The 24452-nt window shown below is 54.4% G+C and carries 24 protein-coding genes; 21 read left to right on the top strand and 3 right to left on the bottom strand.

The annotated features are described in order from the left end of the window. Positions 1–9 precede the first annotated feature (9 nt). The 4 genes from mazG (at position 10) to adhP (ending at position 5215) form a co-directional block, all read left to right on the top strand. A complete protein-coding gene (mazG, locus tag E2L00_RS13880; RefSeq protein WP_167612593.1) occupies positions 10–801 on the top strand; it encodes a nucleoside triphosphate pyrophosphohydrolase in 792 nt (263 codons plus the stop codon). Positions 802–1026: 225 nt separating this feature from the next. Next, on the top strand, positions 1027–2664 hold the full coding sequence (pyrG, locus tag E2L00_RS13875) for a glutamine hydrolyzing CTP synthase (protein ID WP_167612591.1): 1638 nt from the start codon (positions 1027–1029) through the stop codon (positions 2662–2664). Between the two features lie 83 nt (positions 2665–2747). After that, a complete protein-coding gene (gene eno / locus E2L00_RS13870) occupies positions 2748–4043 on the top strand; it encodes a phosphopyruvate hydratase (RefSeq protein WP_167612589.1) in 1296 nt (431 codons plus the stop codon). 155 nt (positions 4044–4198) lie between these two features. Next, on the top strand, positions 4199–5215 hold the full coding sequence (adhP, locus tag E2L00_RS13865; RefSeq protein ID WP_167612587.1) for an alcohol dehydrogenase AdhP: 1017 nt from the start codon (positions 4199–4201) through the stop codon (positions 5213–5215). 44 nt (positions 5216–5259) lie between these two features. Here the strand turns inward: adhP and E2L00_RS13860 are convergent, their stop codons facing one another. Beyond that, positions 5260–6087, bottom strand: a complete 828-nt coding sequence (locus E2L00_RS13860) for a MurR/RpiR family transcriptional regulator (RefSeq protein ID WP_167612585.1) — start codon at positions 6085–6087, stop codon at positions 5260–5262. Positions 6088–6261: 174 nt separating this feature from the next. On the opposite strand from E2L00_RS13860, the gene E2L00_RS13855 reads away from it, so the two are divergent. From E2L00_RS13855 to queE, 3 genes are all read left to right on the top strand, one after another. Continuing rightward, positions 6262–7818 (top strand): PTS transporter subunit EIIC, encoded by a 1557-nt coding sequence (locus E2L00_RS13855; RefSeq protein WP_167612583.1) that lies wholly within the window; start codon positions 6262–6264, stop codon positions 7816–7818. Then, on the top strand, positions 7815–8513 hold the full coding sequence (locus E2L00_RS13850) for an N-acetylmannosamine-6-phosphate 2-epimerase (RefSeq protein ID WP_167612581.1): 699 nt from the start codon (positions 7815–7817) through the stop codon (positions 8511–8513). The genes E2L00_RS13855 and E2L00_RS13850 overlap by 4 nt, the downstream gene beginning before the upstream one ends. Positions 8514–8627: 114 nt before the next feature. Further along, positions 8628–9299, top strand: a complete 672-nt coding sequence (queE, locus tag E2L00_RS13845; protein WP_167612579.1) for a 7-carboxy-7-deazaguanine synthase QueE — start codon at positions 8628–8630, stop codon at positions 9297–9299. A gap of 32 nt (positions 9300–9331) precedes the next feature. Here queE and queD read toward each other — a convergent pair whose 3' ends face one another. Then, a complete protein-coding gene (queD, locus tag E2L00_RS13840) occupies positions 9332–9691 on the bottom strand; it encodes a 6-carboxytetrahydropterin synthase QueD (RefSeq protein WP_167612577.1) in 360 nt (119 codons plus the stop codon). A gap of 316 nt (positions 9692–10007) precedes the next feature. Between queD and cysJ the strand changes: the two genes are divergently transcribed. The 3 genes from cysJ (at position 10008) to cysH (ending at position 14363) form a co-directional block, all read left to right on the top strand. Continuing rightward, positions 10008–11813: an NADPH-dependent assimilatory sulfite reductase flavoprotein subunit gene (cysJ, locus tag E2L00_RS13835; protein WP_167612575.1), complete on the top strand. Its 1806-nt coding sequence runs from the start codon at positions 10008–10010 to the stop codon at positions 11811–11813. Continuing rightward, positions 11813–13525, top strand: coding sequence for an assimilatory sulfite reductase (NADPH) hemoprotein subunit (cysI, locus tag E2L00_RS13830; protein ID WP_167612573.1), 1713 nt, complete (start codon positions 11813–11815; stop codon positions 13523–13525). The genes cysJ and cysI overlap by 1 nt, the downstream gene beginning before the upstream one ends. Before the next feature lie 106 nt (positions 13526–13631). After that, positions 13632–14363 (top strand): phosphoadenosine phosphosulfate reductase, encoded by a 732-nt coding sequence (gene cysH / locus E2L00_RS13825; protein WP_167612571.1) that lies wholly within the window; start codon positions 13632–13634, stop codon positions 14361–14363. A gap of 34 nt (positions 14364–14397) precedes the next feature. Here the strand turns inward: cysH and E2L00_RS13820 are convergent, their stop codons facing one another. Then, positions 14398–15438 carry an aminopeptidase gene (locus E2L00_RS13820; protein ID WP_167612569.1) on the bottom strand — a complete coding sequence of 347 codons (1041 nt, stop codon included), beginning with the start codon at positions 15436–15438 and terminating at the stop codon, positions 14398–14400. Positions 15439–15710: 272 nt separating this feature from the next. Here E2L00_RS13820 and cysD point away from each other — a divergent pair, with 272 nt between their 5' ends. The 11 genes from cysD (at position 15711) to nlpD (ending at position 24406) form a co-directional block, all read left to right on the top strand. Then, positions 15711–16619, top strand: coding sequence for a sulfate adenylyltransferase subunit CysD (gene cysD / locus E2L00_RS13815; RefSeq protein WP_167612567.1), 909 nt, complete (start codon positions 15711–15713; stop codon positions 16617–16619). A gap of 10 nt (positions 16620–16629) precedes the next feature. Further along, on the top strand, positions 16630–18057 hold the full coding sequence (gene cysN / locus E2L00_RS13810; protein WP_167612565.1) for a sulfate adenylyltransferase subunit CysN: 1428 nt from the start codon (positions 16630–16632) through the stop codon (positions 18055–18057). Further along, on the top strand, positions 18057–18662 hold the full coding sequence (gene cysC / locus E2L00_RS13805) for an adenylyl-sulfate kinase (RefSeq protein WP_167612563.1): 606 nt from the start codon (positions 18057–18059) through the stop codon (positions 18660–18662). Before cysN ends, cysC begins: the two co-directional genes overlap by 1 nt. Positions 18663–18715: 53 nt before the next feature. Then, positions 18716–19039 (top strand): DUF3561 family protein, encoded by a 324-nt coding sequence (locus E2L00_RS13800; RefSeq protein ID WP_167612561.1) that lies wholly within the window; start codon positions 18716–18718, stop codon positions 19037–19039. Between the two features lie 181 nt (positions 19040–19220). Continuing rightward, on the top strand, positions 19221–19535 hold the full coding sequence (gene ftsB, locus E2L00_RS13795) for a cell division protein FtsB (protein ID WP_167612559.1): 315 nt from the start codon (positions 19221–19223) through the stop codon (positions 19533–19535). A gap of 20 nt (positions 19536–19555) precedes the next feature. Beyond that, complete coding sequence (gene ispD / locus E2L00_RS13790; RefSeq protein ID WP_167612557.1) at positions 19556–20266, top strand: 2-C-methyl-D-erythritol 4-phosphate cytidylyltransferase; 711 nt, start codon at positions 19556–19558, stop codon at positions 20264–20266. Continuing rightward, positions 20266–20745: a 2-C-methyl-D-erythritol 2,4-cyclodiphosphate synthase gene (ispF, locus tag E2L00_RS13785; RefSeq protein WP_167612555.1), complete on the top strand. Its 480-nt coding sequence runs from the start codon at positions 20266–20268 to the stop codon at positions 20743–20745. Before ispD ends, ispF begins: the two co-directional genes overlap by 1 nt. Then, a complete protein-coding gene (truD, locus tag E2L00_RS13780; protein WP_167612553.1) occupies positions 20745–21791 on the top strand; it encodes a tRNA pseudouridine(13) synthase TruD in 1047 nt (348 codons plus the stop codon). The genes ispF and truD overlap by 1 nt, the downstream gene beginning before the upstream one ends. Further along, positions 21772–22533 (top strand): 5'/3'-nucleotidase SurE, encoded by a 762-nt coding sequence (gene surE, locus E2L00_RS13775; RefSeq protein ID WP_167612551.1) that lies wholly within the window; start codon positions 21772–21774, stop codon positions 22531–22533. Before truD ends, surE begins: the two co-directional genes overlap by 20 nt. Further along, positions 22527–23156, top strand: coding sequence for a protein-L-isoaspartate(D-aspartate) O-methyltransferase (locus E2L00_RS13770; RefSeq protein WP_167612549.1), 630 nt, complete (start codon positions 22527–22529; stop codon positions 23154–23156). The genes surE and E2L00_RS13770 overlap by 7 nt, the downstream gene beginning before the upstream one ends. 104 nt (positions 23157–23260) lie before the next feature. Next, the gene (gene nlpD, locus E2L00_RS13765; RefSeq protein ID WP_167612547.1) at positions 23261–24406 is read left to right on the top strand and encodes a murein hydrolase activator NlpD; all 1146 of its coding nucleotides are present in this window, start codon (positions 23261–23263) and stop codon (positions 24404–24406) included. Positions 24407–24452: the final 46 nt, after the last annotated feature.

Below are 24452 nucleotides of genomic sequence, written 5' to 3'. Positions count from 1 at the left end.
GGATCGACATTGAACCAAATTACTCGCCTTCTGGGCATCATGAAGCGCCTGCGCGATCCGGAAAACGGCTGCCCGTGGGATCGGGAGCAAACCTTTGCCACCATCGCCCCCTACACGCTGGAAGAAACCTACGAAGTGCTGGACGCTATCAACCGTGAAGATTTCGATGATTTGCGCGGCGAGCTGGGCGATTTACTTTTCCAGGTGGTGTTTTACGCGCAGATGGCGCAGGAAGAAGGGCGTTTTAACTTCGATGATATCTGCGCGGCCATCAGCGACAAGCTGGAACGCCGCCACCCGCATATTTTTGGCGATGCCACTGCTGGCAACAGCGCGGAAGTGCTCGAAAAATGGGAAAGTATCAAAACCGCTGAACGTGCCGAAAAAGAGCAGCATTCGGCGCTGGATGATATCCCCGAGGCGCTGCCCGCTTTAATGCGCGCGCAAAAAATTCAGAAACGCTGTTCGTCCGTCGGCTTCGACTGGGATTCTCTCGGCCCGGTACTGGATAAAGTGCATGAAGAAATCGACGAGGTGATGCACGAGGCGCAACAGGCCGTTGTTGATGAGGCGAAGCTTGAAGAAGAAGTGGGCGATCTGCTGTTTGCCACGGTAAACCTGGCACGTCATTTAGGCACTAAAGCTGAAGTCGCGCTACAAAAAGCTAACCGAAAATTTGAGCGTCGTTTTCGCGAAGTAGAAAGCATTATCGCGGCGCAGGGCCTGGAAATGCCGCAGGCCACCCTCGAACAGATGGAAAAAGCCTGGCAGCAGGTTAAACGCCAGGAAACTGAAATCTAACGCGTTTTTGCGATCAAGCGCATTTTATGACGGTTTCAAATTAACAAGCGCTTGATTTGCGTCAAAAACATTTATATCAGACCCGCTATTTTCTCAGGCCTGACAACGCGCGAGGTCAGGCTGGCGGGTGAAGAATGAAAGTTTGTGGCGCCCATACTGTTCGGGTATACTGCTTTCCCGTCCTGGTTATTCCATCGTCTTTAAACCTAACTTCTCAGGTTCAGCATGACAACGAACTATATTTTTGTGACCGGCGGGGTCGTTTCCTCTCTGGGTAAAGGCATTGCCGCAGCCTCCCTCGCAGCTATTCTCGAAGCCCGTGGCCTCAACGTATCCATCATGAAGCTCGATCCGTATATCAACGTCGATCCGGGTACCATGAGCCCTATTCAACATGGGGAAGTGTTCGTTACCGAAGACGGCGCTGAAACCGATCTGGATTTGGGTCACTACGAGCGCTTCATCCGTAATAAAATGACGCGTCGTAACAACTTCACCACGGGTCGTATCTACTCCGAAGTCCTGCGTAAAGAACGCCGTGGCGACTATCTGGGTGCCACCGTGCAGGTTATTCCGCACATCACCAACGCTATCAAAGAACGTATCCTTGAAGGTGGCGAAGGCTACGATGTCGTGCTGGTTGAAATCGGCGGTACCGTAGGCGATATCGAATCCCTGCCGTTCCTCGAAGCGATTCGCCAGATGGCGGTAGAAGTGGGCCGCGAACACACGCTGTATATGCACCTGACTCTGGTGCCGTACATGGCCGCCGCCGGTGAGGTGAAAACTAAACCGACGCAGCACTCCGTTAAAGAACTGCTTTCCATTGGTATTCAGCCAGATGTGCTGATCTGCCGCTCTGACCGCGTGGTCCCGGCGAACGAACGTGCAAAAATTGCATTATTCTGCAACGTCCCGGAGAAAGCGGTTATTTCTCTGAAAGACGTCGATTCCATCTATAAAATTCCAGGCCTGTTGAAATCACAGGGGCTGGACGATTATATTTGTAAACGATTCAGCTTAAACGTTCCTGAAGCCAACCTTGGCGAATGGGAACAGGTTATCTACGAAGAAGCGAATCCAACGGGCGAAGTCACCATTGGTATGGTCGGCAAGTACATTGAACTGCCGGACGCCTACAAATCTGTGATTGAAGCGCTGAAACACGGTGGCCTGAAAAACCGTCTGACCGTCAACATTAAGCTGATTGATTCGCAGGATGTTGAAACGCGCGGCGAAGAGATGCTTAAAGGTCTGGACGCTATCCTGATCCCAGGCGGCTTCGGTTATCGTGGCGTGGAAGGCAAAATTGCCACCGCGCGCTATGCCCGTGAAAACAATATTCCGTACCTGGGTATTTGCTTAGGTATGCAGGTTGCGCTGATCGAATTTGCGCGTAACGTGGCGGGTATGGCTGACGCCAACTCAACGGAATTTGTGCCAGACTGTAAATACCCGGTGGTCGCCTTAATCACCGAGTGGCGTGACGAAGAAGGTAACGTCGAAGTACGTACCGAAAAAAGCGATCTGGGCGGCACCATGCGCCTTGGTGGCCAACAGTGTCAGCTGACCGACGATACTCTGGTGCGCCAGATGTACGGTGAGCCGCAAATCGTTGAGCGTCATCGTCACCGCTATGAAGTCAACAATATGCTATTGAAGCAGATTGAAGCAGCGGGTCTGAAAGTTGCGGGCCGCTCCGGTGACGATCAGCTGGTAGAAATCATCGAGGTGCCAAATCATCCATGGTTTGTCGCCTGCCAGTTCCACCCGGAATTTACTTCCACCCCGCGTGATGGGCATCCGCTGTTTGCAGGCTTTGTGAAAGCTGCGGGTGAATACCTGAAGCGTCAGGAGAAGTAAGCAGAGTTAGAACGGCAACGCGCGATATTTCGCGCGTTGTTTGTCTGGAGTTTTAGTTAACGTGTGACTTGAGGAAAACCTATATGTCCAAAATTGTTAAAGTCATCGGTCGTGAAATCATCGACTCCCGTGGTAACCCGACTGTTGAAGCTGAAGTTCATCTGGAAGGCGGTTTCGTAGGTATGGCTGCGGCACCATCAGGCGCTTCTACAGGTTCCCGCGAAGCGCTGGAACTGCGTGATGGCGACAAATCTCGTTTCATGGGTAAAGGCGTAACTAAAGCCGTTGCCGCTGTAAACGGCCCAATCGCTCAGGCGGTAATGGGTAAAGATGCGAAGGACCAGGCCAACATCGATAAGATCATGATCGATCTTGACGGTACTGAAAACAAATCTAACTTCGGTGCGAACGCCATCCTGGCCGTTTCTCTGGCTGCTGCTAAAGCTGCCGCCGCCTCTAAAGGCCTGCCGCTGTACGCACACATTGCTGAACTGAACGGCACCCCGGGCAAATACTCCATGCCTCTGCCGATGATGAACATCATCAACGGTGGCGAGCACGCTGATAACAACGTTGATATTCAAGAGTTCATGATTCAGCCAGTGGGCGCTAAAACGCTGAAAGAAGCCGTTCGTATCGGTTCTGAAGTATTCCACAACCTGGCTAAAGTTCTGAAATCTAAAGGCATGAGCACTGCTGTTGGTGACGAAGGCGGCTACGCGCCTAACCTGGGCTCCAACGCAGAAGCGCTGGCTGTTATCGCTGAAGCGGTTAAAGCCGCAGGCTACGAGCTGGGTAAAGACGTTACTCTGGCTATGGACTGCGCGGCTTCTGAATTCTACAAAGACGGTAAATACGTTCTGGCTGGCGAAGGCAACAAAGCGTTCACCTCTGAAGAATTCACCCACTTCCTGGAAGATCTGACCAAACAGTACCCAATCGTTTCTATCGAAGACGGTCTGGACGAGTCTGACTGGGATGGTTTCGCCTACCAGACCAAAGTACTGGGCGACAAACTGCAGCTGGTTGGTGATGACCTGTTCGTAACCAACACCAAGATCCTGAAAGAAGGTATCGAAAAAGGTATCGCTAACTCCATCCTGATCAAATTCAACCAGATCGGTTCTCTGACCGAAACTCTGGCTGCGATCAAAATGGCGAAAGACGCTGGCTACACTGCGGTTATCTCCCACCGTTCTGGCGAAACTGAAGACGCTACCATCGCTGACCTGGCTGTTGGCACCGCTGCAGGCCAGATCAAAACTGGCTCCATGAGCCGCTCTGACCGTGTTGCTAAATACAACCAGCTGATTCGTATCGAAGAAGCGCTGGGTGATGCAGCACCGTTCAACGGTCTGAAAGAAGTTAAAGGCCAGTAATTATTACTGCCGCTTACGCTTCTCAAACCCGCTTCGGCGGGTTTTTTTACATCTTTTTTGTTACCTTCCGCACTAAAAATGGCTTCTCATTTGCAGGTTGTGCCTCCCCCGTCCAGTATTAATGGGGCATTTCATTCACAGGACAGGAGACCGCTATGAAAGCTGCAGTTGTTACAAAAAATCATTCCGTTGAGATCGTTGATAAACCCATGCGTGCGCTGGAATACGGTGAAGCGCTGCTGGCGATGGAATGTTGTGGCGTTTGCCACACCGATTTACACGTGAAAAACGGCGATTTTGGCGATGTAACAGGGACTACGCTTGGGCATGAAGGTATCGGTGTCGTTACATCGATTGGGCCGGGCGTGACATCGCTAAAAGTGGGTGACCGCGCAAGCGTGGCCTGGTTTTTCCGCGGCTGCGGCCACTGCGAATACTGTAACAGCGGCAACGAAACCTTGTGCCGCAGCGTGACTAACGCTGGTTACACCGTAGACGGCGGCATGGCGGAAGAGTGTATTGTGGTTGCCGATTACGCGGTAAAAGTCCCGGATGGTCTTGAATCCGCCGCGGCCAGCAGCGTGACCTGTGCGGGCGTCACAACGTACAAAGCAGTAAAAGTTTCCAATATCAAACCGGGCCAGTGGATTGCCATCTATGGTCTGGGCGGGCTTGGCAACCTTGCGTTGCAGTATGCTAAAAACGTCTTTAATGCCAAAGTTATCGCTATCGACGTTAACGATGCCCAGCTCGACTTCGCTAAAGAGAGCGGGGCGGATCTGGTGATTAACTCGCGTAATGAAGATGCGGCGAAAGTTATCCAGGAAAAAACCGGTGGCGCTCATGCTGCGGTAGTTACGGCGGTAGCGAAAGCTGCATTTAACTCAGCCGTTGACGCCGTGCGTGCCGGAGCACGTATTGTCGCGGTCGGTCTGCCGTCAGAGTCGATGAGCCTGAATATCCCACGCCTGGTGTTGGACGGTATCGAAGTCGTCGGCTCGCTGGTCGGTACGCGTCAGGATCTGGCCGAAGCCTTCCAGTTTGCAGCAGAAGGCAAAGTTACGCCGAAAGTGACTATGCGCCCGCTTGAGGATATCAACGATATCTTCCATGAAATGGAAAGCGGCAAAATCAAAGGCCGGATGGTCATTGATTTTAAAGCGAAAAAATAGCCTGCTTTGAGCAACCGAGAGTGGCCGGACGTTCCCGGCCATTTTCAGATAAGCAGCGGTAAGGTCGCGCTCGCGGTTTGCTGGCTTGCTGAGGCATAGCGGCTATCGTGGGAGACTAACGCCCCGATCAGCACTTCAACCAGCAACATCGCGCCAACTTTGGCGTTCAGCGAGCCTGCGCTGAGCGGGCCTTCCGGTTTTGCCGCTACCAGCAGAAGGTCGGCAAGATCGGCCAGCGGACTGCGAAGCGTATTGCTCAGCAGCAGCACGCGCGCGTTGCGCTTTTTGGCCAGCTTCACCACATGCAGCAGATCCTTTGTCGATCCGGAACTGGAAATCGCCACCACTAAATCGCGCTCGCCAAGCGTAGCGGCATTCATTGCGGCACGGTGCATGTCGCTGAAAAGCTGGGCTGATTTACCCAGGCGCAGCAGCTTGTAGTGCAGGTAATCCCCTATGATTGCGCTGGCGGCAACGCCGTAAATCTGCACGGACGTCGCCTCGTGGAGCGTAAGCCCCGCCTGCTTAAGCACATCGCGATTGATGAGTTTTCCGGTATCCCGCAGCGCCTGTACGGATTCTTCAACCAGCTCATCTATGCTGTCTTCGCTGACCGTAGCAGCGGACTGGTTTTGCTGAATATCCAGCGCCACCGCCATTTTGAACTCCGTGTAGCCTTTGCAGCTTAAATGACGGCACAGGCGAGTAACGCTTGCCTCGCTGGTTTCGCTTTCCCGCGCCAGTTCGGTAATCGTCAGGTACAGCACCTTCTGCGGCTGGGTAAGGATGAAATCCCCCAGCTTTTGCAGCGTTGGGCTGTAGCCCGGCAGGCCCTGGCGCAGGTGCAGCAATATATTTTCATTTTCCGTCATCGAACCCATCCCGCTTGCTGTTCAAACTGCGCCTAGTGTGGCGGAAAGCCCCCGTGCTGTGCCAGCAGATTCGATTAAATGTGATGGCGATCGTAATGATGACGGAAATTTTCTGCATCATGCGTTTATTGTGGTAAAAATTTTCATCATAATAAAGCGGCGGGGAGAAAATTTATGTCAGTATTTAGCGGAGCGTCATCAGGAGGCTGGTTCGAGAAGGCCCAGCGATTTGGAAAATCCTTTATGCTGCCGGTCGCGGTTCTGCCTGCGGCAGGCTTGCTGTTGGGTATCGGTGGCGCACTGTCCAATCCCAATACCGTTACGGCTTATCCGTTTCTGGATCTGGGATGGCTTCAGGGCATTTTCACCATCATGGCAAGCGCCGGGTCTATTGTATTTGCCAACCTGGCGGTCTTGTTTGCGGTTGGCGTCGCGGTAGGGCTTGCGAAGGGCGATAAAGGCACCGCAGGGCTCGCCTCGCTGCTGGCTTATCTGGTGATGAACGCAACCATCAACGCGCTGCTGACGCTGAGCGGAGCGCTGGCGACAACCAATCCCGGTGCGGTGGGACAGGGCATGGCGCTTGGAACGCAGACGCTTGAAACCGGCGTGTTTGGCGGGGTTGTCATCGGTCTGGTCACGTCGCTTTTGCATAACCGCTACAACAAAATCGCGCTGCCGCAGTTCCTTGGTTTCTTTGGCGGATCGCGCTTTGTGCCGATCGTCAGTTCGCTGGCGGCGATTCTGGTCGGGGCGATAATGACCATCGTCTGGCCGCATTTCCAGAAGCTAATTTTCGGCATGGGCGGTCTGGTGGATGCCACCGGTTACTTCGGCACCTTTATTTATGGATTTGTGCTGCGCATGCTTGGCCCGTTCGGCCTGCACCATATCTTCTATCTGCCTTTCTGGACCACCGCGCTTGGCGGCTCCGAAATGATTAACGGCCAGCTGGTGGAAGGCACACAGCGTATTTTCTTCGCCCAGCTTGGCGATCCGAATACTCAGCAGTTTTATATCGGCACCGCGCGCTTTATGTCCGGACGCTTTATCACCATGATGTTTGGTCTGATTGGCGCCTGCCTTGCGATGTATCACACGGCTAAGCCGGAAAACCGCAGGCGCGTGGCCGGGCTGTTAATCTCTGCGGCGCTGACATCTTTTCTCACCGGCATCACTGAACCTATCGAGTTCTCGTTCCTGTTTATCGCCCCGGTTCTGTATGTGATCCACGCCGTGTTCGACGGGCTGGCCTTTATGCTGGCGCATATTCTGCACATCACCATCGGCCAGACGTTTTCCGGCGGCTTTATCGACTTCATTCTGTTTGGCGTGCTGCAGGGCGAAGCGAAAACCAACTGGATGTTTGTGCCGCTGGTCGGTATTCCGTGGTTCTTTCTTTATTACTTCACCTTCCGCTTTGTTATTACGCGCTTCAACTTTAAAACGCCCGGTCGTGAAGACGTTACTACCGAAAGCGTGCAGGTTGCTGCGGGCGAACGCCCTTTGCAGGTCATCGTCGCGCTTGGCGGTAAAGAGAATATTGTTGAGCTGGACTGCTGTGCCACACGGCTGCGCGTCACGCTGCATGACGGCACGCTTATCGATGAAGCTTTATTGAAAGAAACCGGCGCGCGGGCGGTTATCCGCCGTGGGAACGGCGTGCAGGTGATTTACGGTCCGCACGTGACCATCATCAAAAATGAAGTAGAGGAGATTCTTGCCCCATGAAACCATCCATGTTGTCGCTGATTGAGGGAAAACTCATCGTCTCCTGCCAGGCGCTGGATAACGAACCGCTGCACAGCCCGTTTATTATGTCGCGAATGGCGCTGGCCGCCGCCCAGGGAGGCGCGTCGGCTATTCGTGCCAACAGCCTGATAGATGTAAAAACCATTATGGAACTCGTTGATTTACCCGTTATCGCCATCATTAAGCGCGACTATCCGGGCAGCGATGTCTACATCACGCCAACGCTTAAAGAGGTGGATGAGCTGATGGCGGTAAAACCAGCGATGATCGCGATGGATGCTACGGGCCATGAGCGGCCGGGTGATTTAGATTTGCGCGCGCTGGTTGAGGCGGTTCGCAGCCGTTATCCAGAACTGCTGCTGATGGCGGATATCGCCACGGTTGATGAAGCGCGCTATGCCGCAGAAATCGGCTTTGACTGCGTTGGCACCACGCTGCACGGCTACACGACGGAAACAGAAGGGCAAATACTGGCGAACAACGATTGTCAGTTCCTGCGCGATGTGCTGGCTGCGGTTAACGTGCCGGTGATTGCGGAAGGTAATGTGGAAACGCCTGCAATGGCGGCACGTTGCCTGGCGCTGGGCGCGCATGCGGTGGTGGTAGGCGGGGCGATAACTCGTCCGCAGCAGATCACCCGCCGCTTCGTAAACGCTATGGTTGCGCCGCTGTAACCGTAGCCGTGGCCGGTTCAGTCGCCCCCCGATTGAGCCGGTCACACCCTTTAAGCATGATCTCAAGCAATAGTTCTGCGATAATTAGTTTTTACGACTATTACAGAGATGATTATGCAGTACCCGATTAACGAGATGTTCCAGACCCTGCAAGGGGAGGGCTATTTTACCGGTGTGCCCGCCATCTTTATCCGCCTGCAGGGCTGCCCGGTGGGCTGCGCATGGTGCGATACCAAACACACCTGGGATAAACTCGCGGATCGTGAAGTGTCTCTGTTCAGCATTCTCGCCAAAACCAAAGAGAGCGATAAATGGGGCGCGGCAAGCGCGGAAGATTTGCTGGCCGTGATGCAGCGCCAGGGCTATACCGCTCGCCACGTGGTGATTACCGGCGGTGAGCCCTGTATCCACGATCTGCATCCCTTAACCTCTTTGCTGGAACATCACGGCTTTAGTTGCCAGATTGAAACCAGCGGCACGCACGATGTCCGCTGCACGGCGACGACGTGGGTAACGGTGTCGCCGAAGGTGAATATGCGCGGCGGTTACGATGTGCTTCCTCAGGCGCTGGAACGAGCGGACGAAATCAAACATCCCGTTGGGCGTATGCGCGACATCGAGGCGTTAGATGAGTTGCTAAGGACGCTTACCGATGACAAAAATCGCATTATCGCGCTGCAACCTATCAGCCAAAAAGAAGATGCGACCCGCCTGTGTATTGAAACCTGTATCGCCCGCAACTGGCGGCTTTCGATGCAGACGCATAAGTACCTGAATATCGCGTAAGTAAAAAAGGCACCTTTCGGTGCCTTTTTTACTTAGCCTTTATATACGCATCCGGCGGTACAGGTCTCTTTTACCATTACCGCGCTAAGGAGCGGCAGAATCGGCTTCATTCTGTCCCAGATCCAGGCGGCCAGCACTTCACTGGTCGGATTCTCAAGGCCCGGAATATCGTTCAGATAGTAGTGATCCAGCATATCGTAGGTTGGCTTGAACGCCGCTTTCAGCTCAGAGAAATCAATAATCCAGCCGGTATGGGGATCGACCTCGCCGGTAATTTCCAGGCGCACCATAAACGAGTGGCCATGCAGGCGACCGCACTTATGGCCTTCCGGCACGTGCGGCAGGCGGTGAGCGGCTTCGAAGGTGAAATCTTTAAACAGGGTGGTTGCCATTATTGCAGTCTCAGTAGGGCGAAAAACCGCCGCATAGTACCGGAATCCATTATTTTGCGCATTAACTAAAGCGGCCATCTTTGTCCAATTGTCAGTGTCTGGCGATTTTTTGAAATTAATTTGTTTTATATCAATAGGTTAATTAATCTCTTTTGATGTTATAGTTTACCCGAAAAAACGGTTAGTCGTTTTGGTTATTTGTTATTTCCATCCCTTCTTTAATTGTTATTATCCAGCTGGTTAACCTTACCCTATGAATGCTTTTTACCGTTAAACGTTGAAAACGGCACCCTTTGCTACTGGAATCCAATCAAGCATGACAACTCAGGCCCCACCGACCGCTTTGCTGCCGCTCACCCCGGAGCAACTGGCACGCCTCCAGGCGGCAACTACCGACTTCTCACAGACTCAACTGGCCTGGCTGTCCGGCTATTTCTGGGGAATGATTAATCAACACCCGGGCGCGGTGGCTACGGCGCAGCCGCCAGCGGCTGAAGTACCGGTTATTACTTTGATTTCCGCATCCCAGACCGGCAATGCGCGTCGCGTTAGCGAGCAACTGCGTGACGATCTGCTGGCGGCAAAGCTGAACGTCAATCTGGTCAACGCGGGCGACTATAAATTCAAACAGATCGCGCAGGAAAAACTGCTGATTGTCGTGACCTCCACCCAGGGTGAAGGCGAGCCGCCGGAAGAGGCGGTGGCGCTGCATAAGTTCCTGTTCTCGAAAAAAGCGCCAAAACTTACCGATACGGCGTTTGCCGTATTTAGCCTTGGCGATACGTCCTACGAATTTTTCTGCCAGTCCGGTAAAGATTTCGATGCTAAACTCGCGGAGCTGGGCGGCGTTCGCCTGCTGGATCGCGTAGATTCCGACGTGGAGTTTCAGCCCGCGGCCCAACAGTGGCGCGGTAAAATCGTTGAGCTGCTGAAATCGCGCGTACCGGCGGAAACGCCAGCCCAGGCGGCGGTCACCGCAACCGGCGTGGTAAACGAAGTCTTCACCAGCCCGTACACCAAAGAGGCGCCGCTGACGGCGACGCTTGCGGTTAATCAGAAAATCACCGGTCGCGATTCTGAAAAAGACGTGCGCCATTTCGAAATCGACCTTGGCGATTCCGGCCTGCGTTACCAGCCGGGCGATGCGCTTGGCGTCTGGTATCAGAACGATTCTGCTTTGGTAACAGAGCTGGTGGAACTGCTGTGGCTGAAGGGCGATGAAAGCGTGACGGTCGACGGCAAAACGCTACCGCTAAGTGAAGCGCTGGAATGGCATTTCGAACTGACGGTTAATACCACAAATATCGTCGAGAAATATGCCCAGCTTACCCGCAACGCGGCGCTGCTGGATCTGGCGGGCGATAAAACCAAACTCCAGCATTTTGCTCAGAACACGCCGATTGTTGATATGGTGCGTTATGCCCCGGCTGAACTGACCGCAGAGCAGCTGACCGAACTGCTGCGTCCGCTTACGCCGCGCCTGTATTCCATCGCGTCTTCGCAGGCTGAGGCCGAAAGCGAAGTGCATATTACCGTTGGCGTCGTGCGCTACGACATAGAAGGCCGTGCCCGCACCGGCGGCGCTTCAGGCTTCCTGGCCGACAGGCTTGAAGAAGATGGCGAAGTACGCGTCTTTATCGAACATAACGACAACTTCCGCCTGCCGGCTAACCCGGAAACGCCGGTGATTATGATTGGGCCTGGCACCGGCATCGCACCTTTCCGCGCCTTCATGCAGCAGCGTGAAAACGATGGCGCAACGGGGAAAAACTGGCTGTTCTTCGGCAATCCACACTTTACTGAAGATTTCCTCTATCAGGTGGAATGGCAGCGCTACGTCAAAGAGGGCCTGCTGACGAATATCGACCTCGCCTGGTCTCGCGACCAGCAACATAAAATATACGTACAAGATAAGCTGCGCGAAAAAGGCGCGGAACTGTGGAACTGGATTAACGAAGGTGCCCACATTTATGTCTGCGGCGACGCCAATCGCATGGCGAAAGACGTTGAGCAGGCATTACTGGAAGTGGTAGCCGAGTTCGGTGGTATGGACCTCGAATCGGCAGATGAATTTTTAAGTGAGCTGCGCATTGAGCGCCGTTATCAGCGAGATGTCTACTAATGAGCGAAAAACACCCTGGACCGTTAGTGGTTGAAGGAAAACTGTCTGATGCCGAGCGCATGAAGCGTGAAAGTAATTTCCTGCGCGGCACCATTAAAGAAGATTTACGCGACGGGCTGTCCGGTGGCTTTAAGGGCGACAATTTCCTGCTTATCCGCTTCCACGGCATGTATCAGCAGGACGATCGCGATATCCGCGCCGAGCGCGCCGCGCAGAAGCTGGAGCCGCGTCATGCCATGATGCTGCGCTGCCGCCTGCCGGGCGGCATCATCACCACAAAACAGTGGCGCGCCATTGATAAGTTCGCCGAAGATAAAACGATTTACGGCAGTATTCGTCTGACTAACCGCCAGACATTCCAGTTCCACGGCCTGCTGAAAAAGAACGTCAAGCCGGCCCATGAGATGCTGCATGAGGTGGGCCTGGACGCGCTGGCGACCGCCAACGATATGAACCGTAACGTGCTGTGCACTTCAAACCCGGTTGAGTCCGAGCTGCACCTGGAAGCTTACGAGTGGGCGAAAAAGCTCTCCGAGCATTTGCTGCCGCGCACTCGTGCCTACGCCGAAATCTGGTGGGATCAGGAAAAAGTCGCGACCACCGACGAAGAGCCGATCCTGGGCGCGACCTACCTGCCGCGTAAATTTAAAACCACGGTTGTGGTGCCGCCGCAAAACGACGTCGATCTGCATGCCAACGACATGAACTTCATCGCGATTGCCAAAGACGGTAGGCTGGTGGGCTTCAACCTGCTGGTGGGCGGTGGCTTGTCCATTGAGCACGGCAACAAAGCAACCTACGCCCGTACCGCCAGCGAATTTGGCTATATCCCGCTTGAGCATACGCTAGCCGTAGCGGAAGCCGTGGTGACCACGCAGCGCGACTGGGGCAACCGTACCGATCGTAAAAACGCCAAGACTAAATACACCCTTGAGCGCGTTGGCGTCGACGTATTCAAGGCGGAAGTGGAACGTCGCGCGGGCATTACATTCGAGCCGATTCGTCCTTACGAATTCACCGGTCGCGGCGATCGTATCGGCTGGGTCAACGGTATTGACGACAAATGGCACCTGACGCTGTTTATCGAAAACGGGCGTATTCTGGACTACCCGGGCCGTCCGTTGAAAACCGGGCTGCTGGAAATTGCGAAGATCCACAAAGGCGATTTCCGCCTGACCGCTAACCAGAATCTGATCGTGGCGGGCGTACCGGCAAGCGAAAAGGCTAAAATCGAGAAGATCGCTAAAGATCATGGGCTGATGCACGCGGTGAAACCGCAGCGTGAAAACTCCATGGCCTGCGTGTCATTCCCGACCTGTCCGCTGGCGATGGCCGAAGCGGAACGCTTCCTGCCGCAGTTTGTGACTAAAGTTGAAGAGGTGATGGAAAAGCATCACGTGGGCGACGAACATATTGTCCTGCGCGTAACCGGCTGCCCGAACGGCTGCGGCCGCTCGATGCTGGCGGAAATCGGCCTGGTGGGTAAAGCGCCAGGGCGTTACAACCTGCATATCGGCGGTAACCGCATCGGCACGCGTATTCCGCGTATGTACCGTGAAAATATCACCGAACCAGAGATTCTGGCATCGATAGATGAGCTGGTGGGGCGCTGGGCGAAAGAACGTGAAGCTGACGAAGGCTTCGGTGATTTCACCATCCGCGCCGGGATTATCCGCCCGGTGCTCGACCCGGCCAGGGATTTTTGGGAATAGCGATATAACGGCGGGTGGCGCTTTGCTTACCCGCCCTACGGCAAACCTGTAGGGTGGATAAGCGTTAGCGCCATCCACCACTTGTTCACCAACAAGCGAGGCACGTATGGCCGTACTCGATTTAAAGGCATTGAATGAATTACCGAAAGTCGAGCGCGTGATGGCGCTGGCCGAGGTAAACGCCGAGCTCGAAAAGCTCAGCGCGCAAGCGCGCGTGGGCTGGGCGCTGGAAAACCTGCCCGGCGAGTTTGTGTTGTCCTCGAGTTTTGGTATCCAGGCGGCGGTGAGCCTGCATCTGGTTACGCAGCTGCGCCCGGATATTCCGGTGATCCTTACCGATACCGGGTATCTGTTTCCTGAAACCTATCGGTTCATCGACGAGCTGACGGACAAGCTGAAGCTGAATCTGAAAGTGTTTAGCGCGAAGGAAAGCGCGGCATGGCAGGAGGCGCGCTACGGCAAGCTGTGGGAGCAGGGCGTTGAAGGCATTGAGAAATACAATGCGATCAATAAAGTTGAGCCGATGAACCGCGCGTTGCAGGAGCTGGGCGGGCAAACCTGGTTTGCCGGTCTGCGGCGCGAGCAATCCGGCAGCCGGGCGAATTTACCGGTGCTGGCGATTCAGCGCGGCGTGTTTAAGATCCTGCCGATCATCGACTGGGACAACCGCACGGTTTACCAGTATCTCACCGAACATGGTCTGAAATACCACCCGCTGTGGGATCAGGGCTATCTGTCGGTTGGCGATACCCATACCACGCGCAAGTGGGAACCGGGTATGGCAGAAGAAGAGACGCGCTTCTTCGGTCTGAAGCGCGAGTGCGGCCTGCACGAGTAAGGTTAATCTGGTCCCCATTACGGTGGGGAACAGTTTATTTCCCCGCTTTAGCCAGCTCTTTCACCAGGGGCAACATCACACGCACCACGTCGTGGCTGCGTTTCTCAATGCGTCCCGGTAGCCATTTATCCAGATACGGCTGATTGTCGACCATAGCCTGATGCCAGCTTTTCCCGTTCGGGAACGCTTTGCTTTTTGCGCGCTGCTGAAAACCATCTTTCGCGCCCAGTGACCAGTTGGTAGCTTCCACCGACAGCACCGGAATACCCGCTTTGTCAAAAGGTTCGATGTCATTACAGCAGCCGGTGCCTTTCGGGTATTTTGTATTCAGCCCGGGATTTATCGCGGCCTGAATGCCCAACTGATGAGCGAGCTTCAGCGCCCGATCGCGGGTGAGCTTACGCACCGCCGCTGGGGTGGATTTGCCGCTGTTAAAATAGAGCTTATCGCCGGTAATCAGGTTATCGAGATTAATCACCAGCAGGGTGTTTTTCTTTTCTTTCTCGCTCATGCGCTGAAGAATATTTTCCGCACCGAGTGAGCCAATCTCTTCGCCGCTGGTGGCGATAAAACGAAGGCCGTAGCGCGTCGGCACTGCTTTCAGACGCTGAGCCAGCTCCAGCATTACGCCAAGGCCGGAAGCATTGTCATCCACGCCCTGTAGCGTCAATCCGCCGAGGTTGTCGTTTACGTCGTTGTCGGTTAATGGCGTGTAGGTGTCCAGATGCGCCATGATAATAATCTGCTGCGGGACTTTACCCTCGCGCGCGGCGATTACCTGGCTTCCACTGACGTTATGCCAGTTCTGATGGCCGTCTTTGGTGGTGTAAAGATAGCGCGTATTAAAGCGGCGAATATCGCTCTGGTAGCCGTAAAGCGCGAACTGCTGTTGAAGATAATCCGCGGCTAACATTTCGGCCGGGCTGCCGGTCATTCGTCCTGGAAAAACGGTGGCGATGTGGCGAGTCTGCAAATTAGCGGTTTCACCCAAATGCGCGGAAGCGGCATAAGCAGAAAACGTGAAACCTACGCCCAGCGCCAGGCAAACGGCACAGTGGCGCAATGCGGAAAACATAGTGAGTCCTTTTTATTTTCAGTAATTTTTTGCCTGCGTAGTATGAAACTGTGATCGGGGTTACACAATTCCAAATCGTCCTAAACTCCCAATAAACAGGCCGTTCAGCACATTTTGTGATTTGCAAAACCACGGCGTTATTCCTTTACGGAACTAGTCATTCCAATTCGTAATTTCATAAGAAATATAACCGCGACTTATAGTCCCTTTTAATTTCATTTAAACGGCAGGATCAGATCCCGCCGTGATACTCGCAGCTTTAAGGGAAGGTTATGGACCAAAAACGACTCACTCACCTGCGGCAACTGGAGGCTGAAAGCATCCATATCATCCGCGAGGTCGCAGCCGAATTTTCCAATCCGGTGATGATGTACTCGATCGGCAAAGATTCCTCGGTGATGTTGCATTTGGCTCGTAAGGCCTTCTATCCGGGCACGCTGCCGTTCCCGCTGCTGCATGTGGATACCGGCTGGAAATTCCGTGAAATGTACGAATTCCGCGACCGCACCGCGAAAAACTACGGTTTTGAACTGCTGGTGCATAAAAATCCGGAAGGCGTGGCAATGGGCATCAATCCGTTTGTCCACGGCAGCGCTAAGCACACGGACATCATGAAAACCGAAGGCCTGAAACAGGCGTTGAGCAAATACGGTTTTGATGCGGCTTTCGGCGGCGCGCGTCGTGATGAAGAAAAATCGCGCGCCAAGGAGCGAATTTATTCGTTCCGTGACCGCTTCCACCGCTGGGACCCGAAAAACCAGCGTCCTGAACTGTGGCATAACTACAACGGTCAGATTAACAAGGGCGAAAGCATTCGCGTGTTCCCGCTCTCCAACTGGACCGAGCTGGATATCTGGCAGTATATCTATCTGGAAAATATCGAGATCGTTCCTCTGTACCTTGCGGCGCCGCGTCCGGTGCTGGAGCGCGACGGCATGCTGCTGATGGTCGATGACGACCGCATTGACGTGCAGCCGGGCGAAGTTATCGCTCAGAAAATGGTACGTTTCCGCACGCTGGGCTGCTGGCCGTTGACCGGTGCGGTTGAATCCGAAGCGCAAACGCTGCCGGAAATCATTGAAGAGATGCTGGTTTCCACCACCAGCGAGCGTCAGGGACGGGCAATCGACCGCGATCAGGCCGGTTCGATGGAACTGAAAAAGCGTCAAGGGTATTTCTGAGGACCGCATAATGAATAACGCAATTGCACAACAAATCGCGGAGCAGGGCGGCGTCGAAGCTTATCTGCACGCTCAGCAACATAAAAGCCTGCTGCGCTTTTTGACCTGCGGCAGCGTCGATGACGGTAAAAGTACGCTCATTGGCCGTCTGCTGCACGATACGCGGCAGATTTATGAAGACCAGCTTTCTTCCCTGCATACCGACAGCAAGCGTCACGGCACCCAGGGCGAGAAGCTTGACCTGGCTTTGCTGGTGGACGGCCTGCAGGCCGAACGCGAGCAGGGTATTACCATCGACGTGGCGTACCGTTATTTCTCCACCGAGAAACGTAAATTTATTATTGCCGATACGCCGGGCCACGAGCAGTACACCCGCAATATGGCGACCGGCGCGTCAACCTGCGAGCTGGCGATCCTGCTGATCGATGCGCGTAAGAGCGTGCTGGATCAGACTCGCCGCCACAGCTTTATCTCCACGCTGCTGGGGATCAAGCATCTGGTTGTGGCCGTCAACAAAATGGATCTCGTTGGTTTTGATGAAGAGAGATTCGAGCAGATCAAGCAGGATTACCTGACGTTTGCCGAACAGCTGCCATCAGATCTGGATATTCGCTTTGTGCCGTTGTCCGCTCTTGAAGGCGATAACGTCGCTACGCAAAGCGCAAATATGGCCTGGTATACGGGGCCGACGCTGCTGGAGCTTCTGGAAACGGTAGAGGTGAAACGCCTGGTTGAACAGCAGCCGATGCGTTTCCCCGTTCAGTATGTGAATCGTCCAAACCTGGATTTCCGTGGTTACGCTGGCACGCTCGCCTCCGGTTCGGTAAACGTCGGGCAGCGGGTGAAGGTTTTACCTTCCGGCGTCGAATCTACCGTTGCGCGAATCGTAACGTTTGATGGAGATTTGCAACAAGCTGCTGCGGGCGAAGCTATTACTGTAGTGCTGAAAGATGAAATCGACATCAGCCGTGGTGATTTGCTTGTGGACGCAGACGACGCGCACCCGGCGGTGCAAAGCGCGAAAGTTGACGTGGTGTGGATGGCGGAACAGCCGCTGGTGCCGGGCCAAAGCTATGACATTAAAGTTGCCGGCAAGAAAACCCGCGCGCGCGTTGATAATATTCACCATCAGGTGGAGATTAATACCCTGACGCAGCGCGTGGTAGAAAGCCTGCCGCTAAACGGGATTGGCCTGGTTGATTTAACTTTCGATGAACCTCTGGTGCTGGATAAATACCAGGAAAATCCGGTTACCGGCGGGCTGATTTTCATCGATCGGCTGACCAACGTAACCGTTGGTGCCGGTATGGTGCGCGAGCCGCAGGAAGAGATTTATCAGGAGCCTTCAGCCTGGAGCGCGTTTGAGCTGGAACTGAATGCGCTGGTGCGTCGTCACTTCCCGCACTGGGGCGCCCGTGATTTGCTGGGAGGCAAGTGATGGCTGAGCACGACGAAAACGTCGTCTGGCATCCTCATCCTGTTACGCAGCAGCAGCGTGAACAGCTCCATCAGCATCGTGGGGCGGTGCTGTGGTTCACCGGCTTGTCCGGCTCCGGTAAATCTACCGTGGCCGGCGCGCTGGAAGAAGCGCTGCATAAGCTTGGCGTAAGCACCTATTTGCTTGATGGCGATAACGTGCGCCACGGCCTGTGCAGCGACCTGGGCTTCAGCGATGAAGATCGTAAAGAGAACATCCGTCGCGTGGGGGAAGTCGCCAGCCTGATGGTGGATGCCGGGCTGGTCGTGCTGACAGCTTTTATCTCCCCGCATCGTGCAGAACGGCAAATGGTACGCGAGCGAATGGGTGAGGGGCGTTTTATCGAAGTCTTTGTTGATACGCCTCTTGAGATTTGTGAAGCGCGCGATCCCAAAGGCTTATACAAAAAAGCCCGCGCCGGCGAGCTGCGCAATTTCACCGGTATTGATTCGGTGTATGAGTCACCGCATAAGCCAGAAATTCACTTAGACGGCGAACAATTGGTAACAAATTTGATTGCGCAATTATTAGACCTGCTGCGCCGTGACGATATTATCAAATCCTAAAGACAGTACCAGACGCATAACCGCGTCTGGTCACTCAGGTCAACGGATTCGTTATGCGCAACAGCTCGAACATAGTTATCACACAGGCTGAAACCAGCCCGTCAGCCGAAGATACCGCCTGGTCTTTGCCAGGGGCGTTCATCGGCTTCTTGTCGTGGCTGCTGGCGCTGGGTATTCCCTTCCTGATGTACGGCCCTAATACGCTATTTTTCTTCCTTTATACCTGGCCTTTCTTCCTGGCGCTGATGCCTGTCGCCGTCGTCGTGGGCATTGCGCTACACTCGCTGGCACGCGGGCGGCTGCATTATAGCTGTGTGGCAACCTTGCTGAGCGTGGCGCTGATGTTCGGTGCTTTATTTATGTGGCTTATGGGTTAACGCTGTCAGCGGATGAAACTGAACATATTTATCCGTCCCGATTGAAGCGAAACCTCCCGCAGGCGCGCATGTCGGCGCAATTTGTGATAAATTCTGCCGCAAATTCGACGACTCGCCAGGGCAGATGAGTGGAGTCCGACATAAAGTTGTGGGATGATTGTGCCGTTTTTCAGGGGGCTGGATGGGTAAACTAACGCTGCTATTGCTGGCCTTGTTGGTCTGGCTGCAGTATTCGCTGTGGTTTGGAAAAAACGGCGTGCATGATTACACGCGCGTCAATGAAGACGTGGCTGCACAACAGGCAACCAACGCTAAGCTTAAGGCGCGCAACGATCAGCTTTTTGCTGAAATTGACGATCTTAACGGCGGCCAGGAGGCCATCGAAGAGCGCGCGCGCAACGAGCTGAGCATGACTAAACCCGGTGAAACCTTCTACCGTCTGGTGCCTGATACCTCTAAGCGCGCAGGCAATAATGCCGCGCAGAACAATCGATAAATCAGTATAAGTGATAACACATGGCAGACTCCTCCCCGGACGTAATTGCCGTGGTGCCGGCGGCCGGGATCGGCAGCCGTATGCAAACGGAATGTCCAAAGCAATACCTGCAAATCGGCGATAAAACTATTCTTGAACATGCTGTTGCGAGCCTGCTGGCTCATCCGCGAATCAGTCATGTCATCATCGCAATCAGCCCTACAGATTCCTGGTTCGCTTCATTGCCGCTGGCCGCAAACCCACAGGTCACCGTGGTGACCGGAGGAGGAGTGCGCGCCGATTCAGTTCTGGCAGGCCTGCAGGCTGCGGGGCACGCTAAATGGGTGCTGGTGCACGATGCGGCTCGTCCTTGCCTGCATCAGGATGATTTAGCGCGTCTGCTGGCTATCATGCACAGCAGCAAAGTGGGCGGCATCCTGGCCGCGCCGGTGCGCGATACGATGAAGCGCGGCGAGCCGGGCAAGCCTCTTATTGCCCATACCGTCGAGCGCGAAGAGCTTTGGCACGCGTTAACCCCGCAGCTGTTCCCGCTCGAATTGCTGCGTAGCTGTCTGCTTCGCGCCCTGAACGAGGGAGCAACGATCACCGATGAAGCCTCTGCGCTCGAATATTGTGGTTTCCATCCAGAATTAATTAGCGCCCGTGCTGATAATATAAAAGTTACTCGTCCTGAAGACCTGGCACTGGCGGCGTTTTACCTCACGCGGTTAACCCAAACGGAGAATTTATAATGCGTATCGGACATGGTTTTGATGTACACGCTTTTGGCGGCGCTGGCCCGATTATCATTGGCGGCGTGCGTGTTCCGTTCGAAAAAGGGTTACTGGCCCATTCTGATGGTGATGTTGCGCTGCACGCATTAACCGACGCCCTGCTCGGCGCCGCAGCGCTTGGCGACATCGGCAAGCTCTTCCCGGATACCGACGCGGCCTGGAAAGGTGCGGACAGCCGCGAGCTGCTGCGCGAAGCCTGGCGCCGTATTCAGGCTAAAGGCTATACGCTTGGCAATGTGGACGTAACGATAATCGCCCAGGCGCCAAAAATGGCGCCTCATATCCCACAAATGCGCGTTTTTATTGCCGAAGACCTCGGCTGCCATATGGACGACGTAAACGTTAAGGCCACAACGACCGAAAAACTCGGCTTTACCGGGCGTGGCGAAGGTATCGCCTGTGAGGCGGTAGCGTTACTGCATAAGGCTAACGCGTAATGGATATGCAAAATCTGACCTGGCTGCACGGTAAGCCAGACGGAACCGGATTGATAAAAGCCAGCCCGGAAGACTTCCTGGTGACTGAAGACCTCGGCTTCGGGCCGGACGGCGACGGCGAGCATCTGCTGCTGCGCATCCTGAAAAAGGGCTGTAATACACGTTTTGTAGCGGATGCGCTGGCTAAGTTCCTGAAAGTGCATGCCCGTGAGGTAAGTTTTGCCGGGCAGAAGGACAAACACGCGGTCACCGAACAGTGGTTCTGCGTGCGTCTGCCGGGAAAAGAGATGCCGGATATGAGCGCCTTCAGTCTGGAAGGTTGTGAAGTGCTGGAATATGCCCGCCATCGGCGCAAGCTGCGTCTCGGCGCGCTGAAGGGGAATGACTTTACCCTCGTGCTGCGTGAGGTAAGCCACCGCGAAGAGCTGGAACAGCGTTTAAAGACGATTTTAAAAGACGGCGTGCCTAACTATTTCGGCAGCCAGCGTTTCGGCATTGGCGGTAACAACCTTAATCAGGCGCTGCGCTGGGCGCAGAATAATTCTCCGTTGCGCGATCGCAATAAACGCAGTTTTTATTTGTCGGCGGCCCGCAGCGCGTTGTTTAATCAAATTGTTAGCCTTAGACTGAAAAAACCAGACTTTAATCAAGTTGTTGATGGCGATGCGCTACAATTGGCAGGACGCGGTAGCTGGTTTGTGGCAACAAACGAAGAACTCTCTGTTTTACAACAACGTGTGGATACCGGTGAGCTGCTGATTACGGCGCCGTTACCGGGCGATGGCGCGTGGGGCACGCTCAATGCCGCGCTGGAATTTGAACAGCGTTGTGTCGAACAGGAGACGGATTTGCAGGCATTACTGGCCCGTGAGCGCGTTGAAGCCGCTCGCCGCGCCATGTTGGTAAAACCAGCAGAATTACGTTGGGACTGGTGGGATGATGTGACGGTTGAGGTGAGCTTTTGGCTGCCTGCCGGCAGTTTCGCCACCAGCGTTGTAAGGGAACTTATGAATACGCCGGGTGACTATGCGAATATTGCTGAGTAACGATGACGGGATCCAGGCGCCGGGCATTCAGGCGCTGGCTAAGCGGCTACGAGAATTTGCTGAAGTGCAGGTTGTGGCCCCCGATCGTAATCGCAGTGGCGCATCGAACTCGCTGACGCTCGAATCCTCCCTGCGTACTTTTACCCTGCCAAACGGCGACATCTCCGTGCAAATGGGTACGCCGACAGACTGCGTTTATCTTGGCGTTAACGCTCTGATGCGTCCACGCCCTGACGTCGTCGTCGCGGGTATCAATGCCGGGCCTAATCTGGGCGACGACGTTATCTATTCCGGCACCGTTGCTGCGGCGATGGAAGGGCGGCATTTAGGGTTTCCGGCGCTGGCCGTTTCGTTAAACGGCTATACGCATTACGATACGGCCGCCGTTATAACCTGTTCAATCCTGCGCGCCTTATCGCGCGAACCGCTGCGCACGGGGCGCATCCTCAATATTAACGTGCCTGATTTGCCGCTTGATGAAATCAAGGGCATTCGGGTAACGCGCTGTGGCAGTCGCCATCCGGCAGATAAAGTCATTCCACAGGAAGATCCGCGTGGCAACACGCTGTACTGGATTGGCCCTCCTGGCGACAAGTTCGATGCCGGCCCGGATACCGATTTTGCGGCTGTGGATGAAGGCTATGTTTCGGTGACGCCGTTGCACGTCGATTTAACCGCGCACGGTGCGCATGACGTGGTGAACTCGTGGTTAACCAAAGCGGGAGTCGCTGAGCAATGGTAGTGAGCAAACGCGTAGAAGCTCTTCTCACACAGCTTCGTGCCCAGGGCATCAAGGACGAACAGGTTCTTGATGCGATTGCGCAGGTGCCGCGGGAAAAATTTGTCGACGAAGCGTTTGAACACAAGGCATGGGAAAATACCGCGCTGCCAATTGGCTCAGGCCAGACTATTTCGCAGCCTTATATGGTTGCGCGCATGACCGAACTGCTTGAGCTGACGCCGGAATCCAGAGTGCTGGAAATCGGCACCGGTTCAGGCTACCAGACGGCGATTCTTGCCCATCTGGTGCATCACGTTTGTTCAGTTGAGCGTATTAAAGGGCTTCAGTGGCACGCAAGACGCCGCTTGAAACAGCTCGATCTGCATAACATTTCTACCCGCCACGGCGATGGCTGGCTGGGCTGGCATGCCCGTGCGCCATTCGACGCTATCATTGTTACGGCGGCTCCGCCTGAAATCCCGACGGCGCTACTGGCCCAGCTGGATGAAGGCGGGATTCTGGTGCTTCCGGTGGGGGACGATCGGCAGCTTTTAAAGCGCGTTCGTCGTCACGGTGGCGAATTTATTATTGACACGGTAGAAGCCGTTCGTTTCGTTCCGCTGGTGAAGGGCGAACTGGCATAACCTGGACGTTTCCGGTTTTTTTATCAGAATATTGGCGTAACCTAGCCAGCGCAAATTCTGCCGTATTTCATAAGCATGCAATTGTTTTCAATTTCGGGGGATACATGAGCGCGGGAAGCCCACATTTTACTTTACGCCGGATGGCGGCGTTATCGCTGGTAAGCCTGTGGCTGACCGGCTGTAGCAGCAATGATTCACAGGCACCCATCAGCTCGGTCGGTGGCAATAACGGCGCGGGCGGCAGCGCTTCTGGCGGGATGCTGATAACGCAGCCGCCAAAAATGTCCGCTCCGGCCCAGACCCCACAGATTCAGCCGGTACAGCAGCAGGCGATTCAGCCAGTGCAAACTCAACCTGTTCAAACGCAACCGGTTATTCAGTCTGAACCCGTACAAACTCAAAATGGACGTATCGTTTATAATCGCAAGTATGGGAACATTCCGAAAGGCAGCTATGCGGGCGGCAGTACTTACACGGTGAAACGCGGTGATACGCTGTTCTATATTGCCTGGATTACCGGGAACGATTTCCGCGATCTTGCGCAACGAAACAACGTAGCGGCCCCGTACAGCCTCGAAGTTGGGCAAACGCTTCAGGTTGGCAACGCGTCCGGCACGCCAATTACCGGTGGAAATGCGGTCACCGCCGCTGATGCCAGCGCGCAAGGAATAACCAATCCTGCTGCACAAAACTCAAGCACCGTGGTTGCTTCTAAACCAACAATTACGTATTCTGAAGACTCAGGTGAAGAGAGTGCTAACAAAATGTTGCCGAATAATAAAGGTACTGCGACCGTTGTCACAGCACCGGTTACGGCACCTGTGGTTAGCTCTACGACTACCGTACCGACTGTCAGCAGCACGTCAGACAGCGCGCCAATTTCGACCTGGCGATGGCCGACTGATGGCAACATTATCGAGAACTTCTCTGCTACTGAGGGTGGCAATAAAGGGATCGATATTTCAGGCAGTAAAGGACAGGCTATCGTCGCGACCGCTTCAGGCCGCGTGGTATATGCCGGTAACGCACTGCGCGGTTACGGTAATCTAATCATCATTAAACACAACGATGATTACCTGAGTGCCTACGCCCATAACGATACAATGCTGGTCCGGGAACAAGAAGAAATCAAGGCGGGGCAGAAGATAGCTACCATGGGTAGCACCGGAACCAGTTCAACAAGATTGCATTTTGAAATTCGTTACAAGGGGAAATCCGTAAACCCGCTGCGTTACTTACCGCAGCGATAAACCGGCAAGACACGCCTTATAAGTGTTTTGCCCAGGGATCACGGGT

The sequence above is a fragment of the Cedecea colo genome, from assembly GCF_011808225.1.
Taxonomy (GTDB): Bacteria; Pseudomonadota; Gammaproteobacteria; order Enterobacterales; family Enterobacteriaceae; genus Dryocola; species Dryocola colo.
The sequence above is the reverse complement of the archived record's forward strand: the minus strand, read 5'-3'. Positions and strand labels throughout refer to the sequence as shown.

What these genes read in the sequence shown, in the direction of transcription:
- pyrG (WP_167612591.1), top strand. Translation starts at nt 1,027, where the DNA reads ATGACAACGAACTATATTTTTGTGACCGGCGGGGTCGTTTCCTCTCTG.
- eno (WP_167612589.1), top strand. Translation starts at nt 2,748, where the DNA reads ATGTCCAAAATTGTTAAAGTCATCGGTCGTGAAATCATCGACTCCCGT.
- adhP (WP_167612587.1), top strand. Translation starts at nt 4,199, where the DNA reads ATGAAAGCTGCAGTTGTTACAAAAAATCATTCCGTTGAGATCGTTGAT.
- E2L00_RS13860 (WP_167612585.1), bottom strand. Translation starts at nt 6,087, where the DNA reads ATGACGGAAAATGAAAATATATTGCTGCACCTGCGCCAGGGCCTGCCG.
- E2L00_RS13855 (WP_167612583.1), top strand. Translation starts at nt 6,262, where the DNA reads ATGTCAGTATTTAGCGGAGCGTCATCAGGAGGCTGGTTCGAGAAGGCC.
- E2L00_RS13850 (WP_167612581.1), top strand. Translation starts at nt 7,815, where the DNA reads ATGAAACCATCCATGTTGTCGCTGATTGAGGGAAAACTCATCGTCTCC.
- queE (WP_167612579.1), top strand. Translation starts at nt 8,628, where the DNA reads ATGCAGTACCCGATTAACGAGATGTTCCAGACCCTGCAAGGGGAGGGC.
- queD (WP_167612577.1), bottom strand. Translation starts at nt 9,691, where the DNA reads ATGGCAACCACCCTGTTTAAAGATTTCACCTTCGAAGCCGCTCACCGC.
- cysJ (WP_167612575.1), top strand. Translation starts at nt 10,008, where the DNA reads ATGACAACTCAGGCCCCACCGACCGCTTTGCTGCCGCTCACCCCGGAG.
- cysI (WP_167612573.1), top strand. Translation starts at nt 11,813, where the DNA reads ATGAGCGAAAAACACCCTGGACCGTTAGTGGTTGAAGGAAAACTGTCT.
- cysH (WP_167612571.1), top strand. Translation starts at nt 13,632, where the DNA reads ATGGCCGTACTCGATTTAAAGGCATTGAATGAATTACCGAAAGTCGAG.
- E2L00_RS13820 (WP_167612569.1), bottom strand. Translation starts at nt 15,438, where the DNA reads ATGTTTTCCGCATTGCGCCACTGTGCCGTTTGCCTGGCGCTGGGCGTA.
- cysD (WP_167612567.1), top strand. Translation starts at nt 15,711, where the DNA reads ATGGACCAAAAACGACTCACTCACCTGCGGCAACTGGAGGCTGAAAGC.
- cysN (WP_167612565.1), top strand. Translation starts at nt 16,630, where the DNA reads ATGAATAACGCAATTGCACAACAAATCGCGGAGCAGGGCGGCGTCGAA.
- cysC (WP_167612563.1), top strand. Translation starts at nt 18,057, where the DNA reads ATGGCTGAGCACGACGAAAACGTCGTCTGGCATCCTCATCCTGTTACG.
- E2L00_RS13800 (WP_167612561.1), top strand. Translation starts at nt 18,716, where the DNA reads ATGCGCAACAGCTCGAACATAGTTATCACACAGGCTGAAACCAGCCCG.
- ftsB (WP_167612559.1), top strand. Translation starts at nt 19,221, where the DNA reads ATGGGTAAACTAACGCTGCTATTGCTGGCCTTGTTGGTCTGGCTGCAG.
- ispD (WP_167612557.1), top strand. Translation starts at nt 19,556, where the DNA reads ATGGCAGACTCCTCCCCGGACGTAATTGCCGTGGTGCCGGCGGCCGGG.
- ispF (WP_167612555.1), top strand. Translation starts at nt 20,266, where the DNA reads ATGCGTATCGGACATGGTTTTGATGTACACGCTTTTGGCGGCGCTGGC.
- truD (WP_167612553.1), top strand. Translation starts at nt 20,745, where the DNA reads ATGGATATGCAAAATCTGACCTGGCTGCACGGTAAGCCAGACGGAACC.
- surE (WP_167612551.1), top strand. Translation starts at nt 21,772, where the DNA reads ATGCGAATATTGCTGAGTAACGATGACGGGATCCAGGCGCCGGGCATT.
- E2L00_RS13770 (WP_167612549.1), top strand. Translation starts at nt 22,527, where the DNA reads ATGGTAGTGAGCAAACGCGTAGAAGCTCTTCTCACACAGCTTCGTGCC.
- nlpD (WP_167612547.1), top strand. Translation starts at nt 23,261, where the DNA reads ATGAGCGCGGGAAGCCCACATTTTACTTTACGCCGGATGGCGGCGTTA.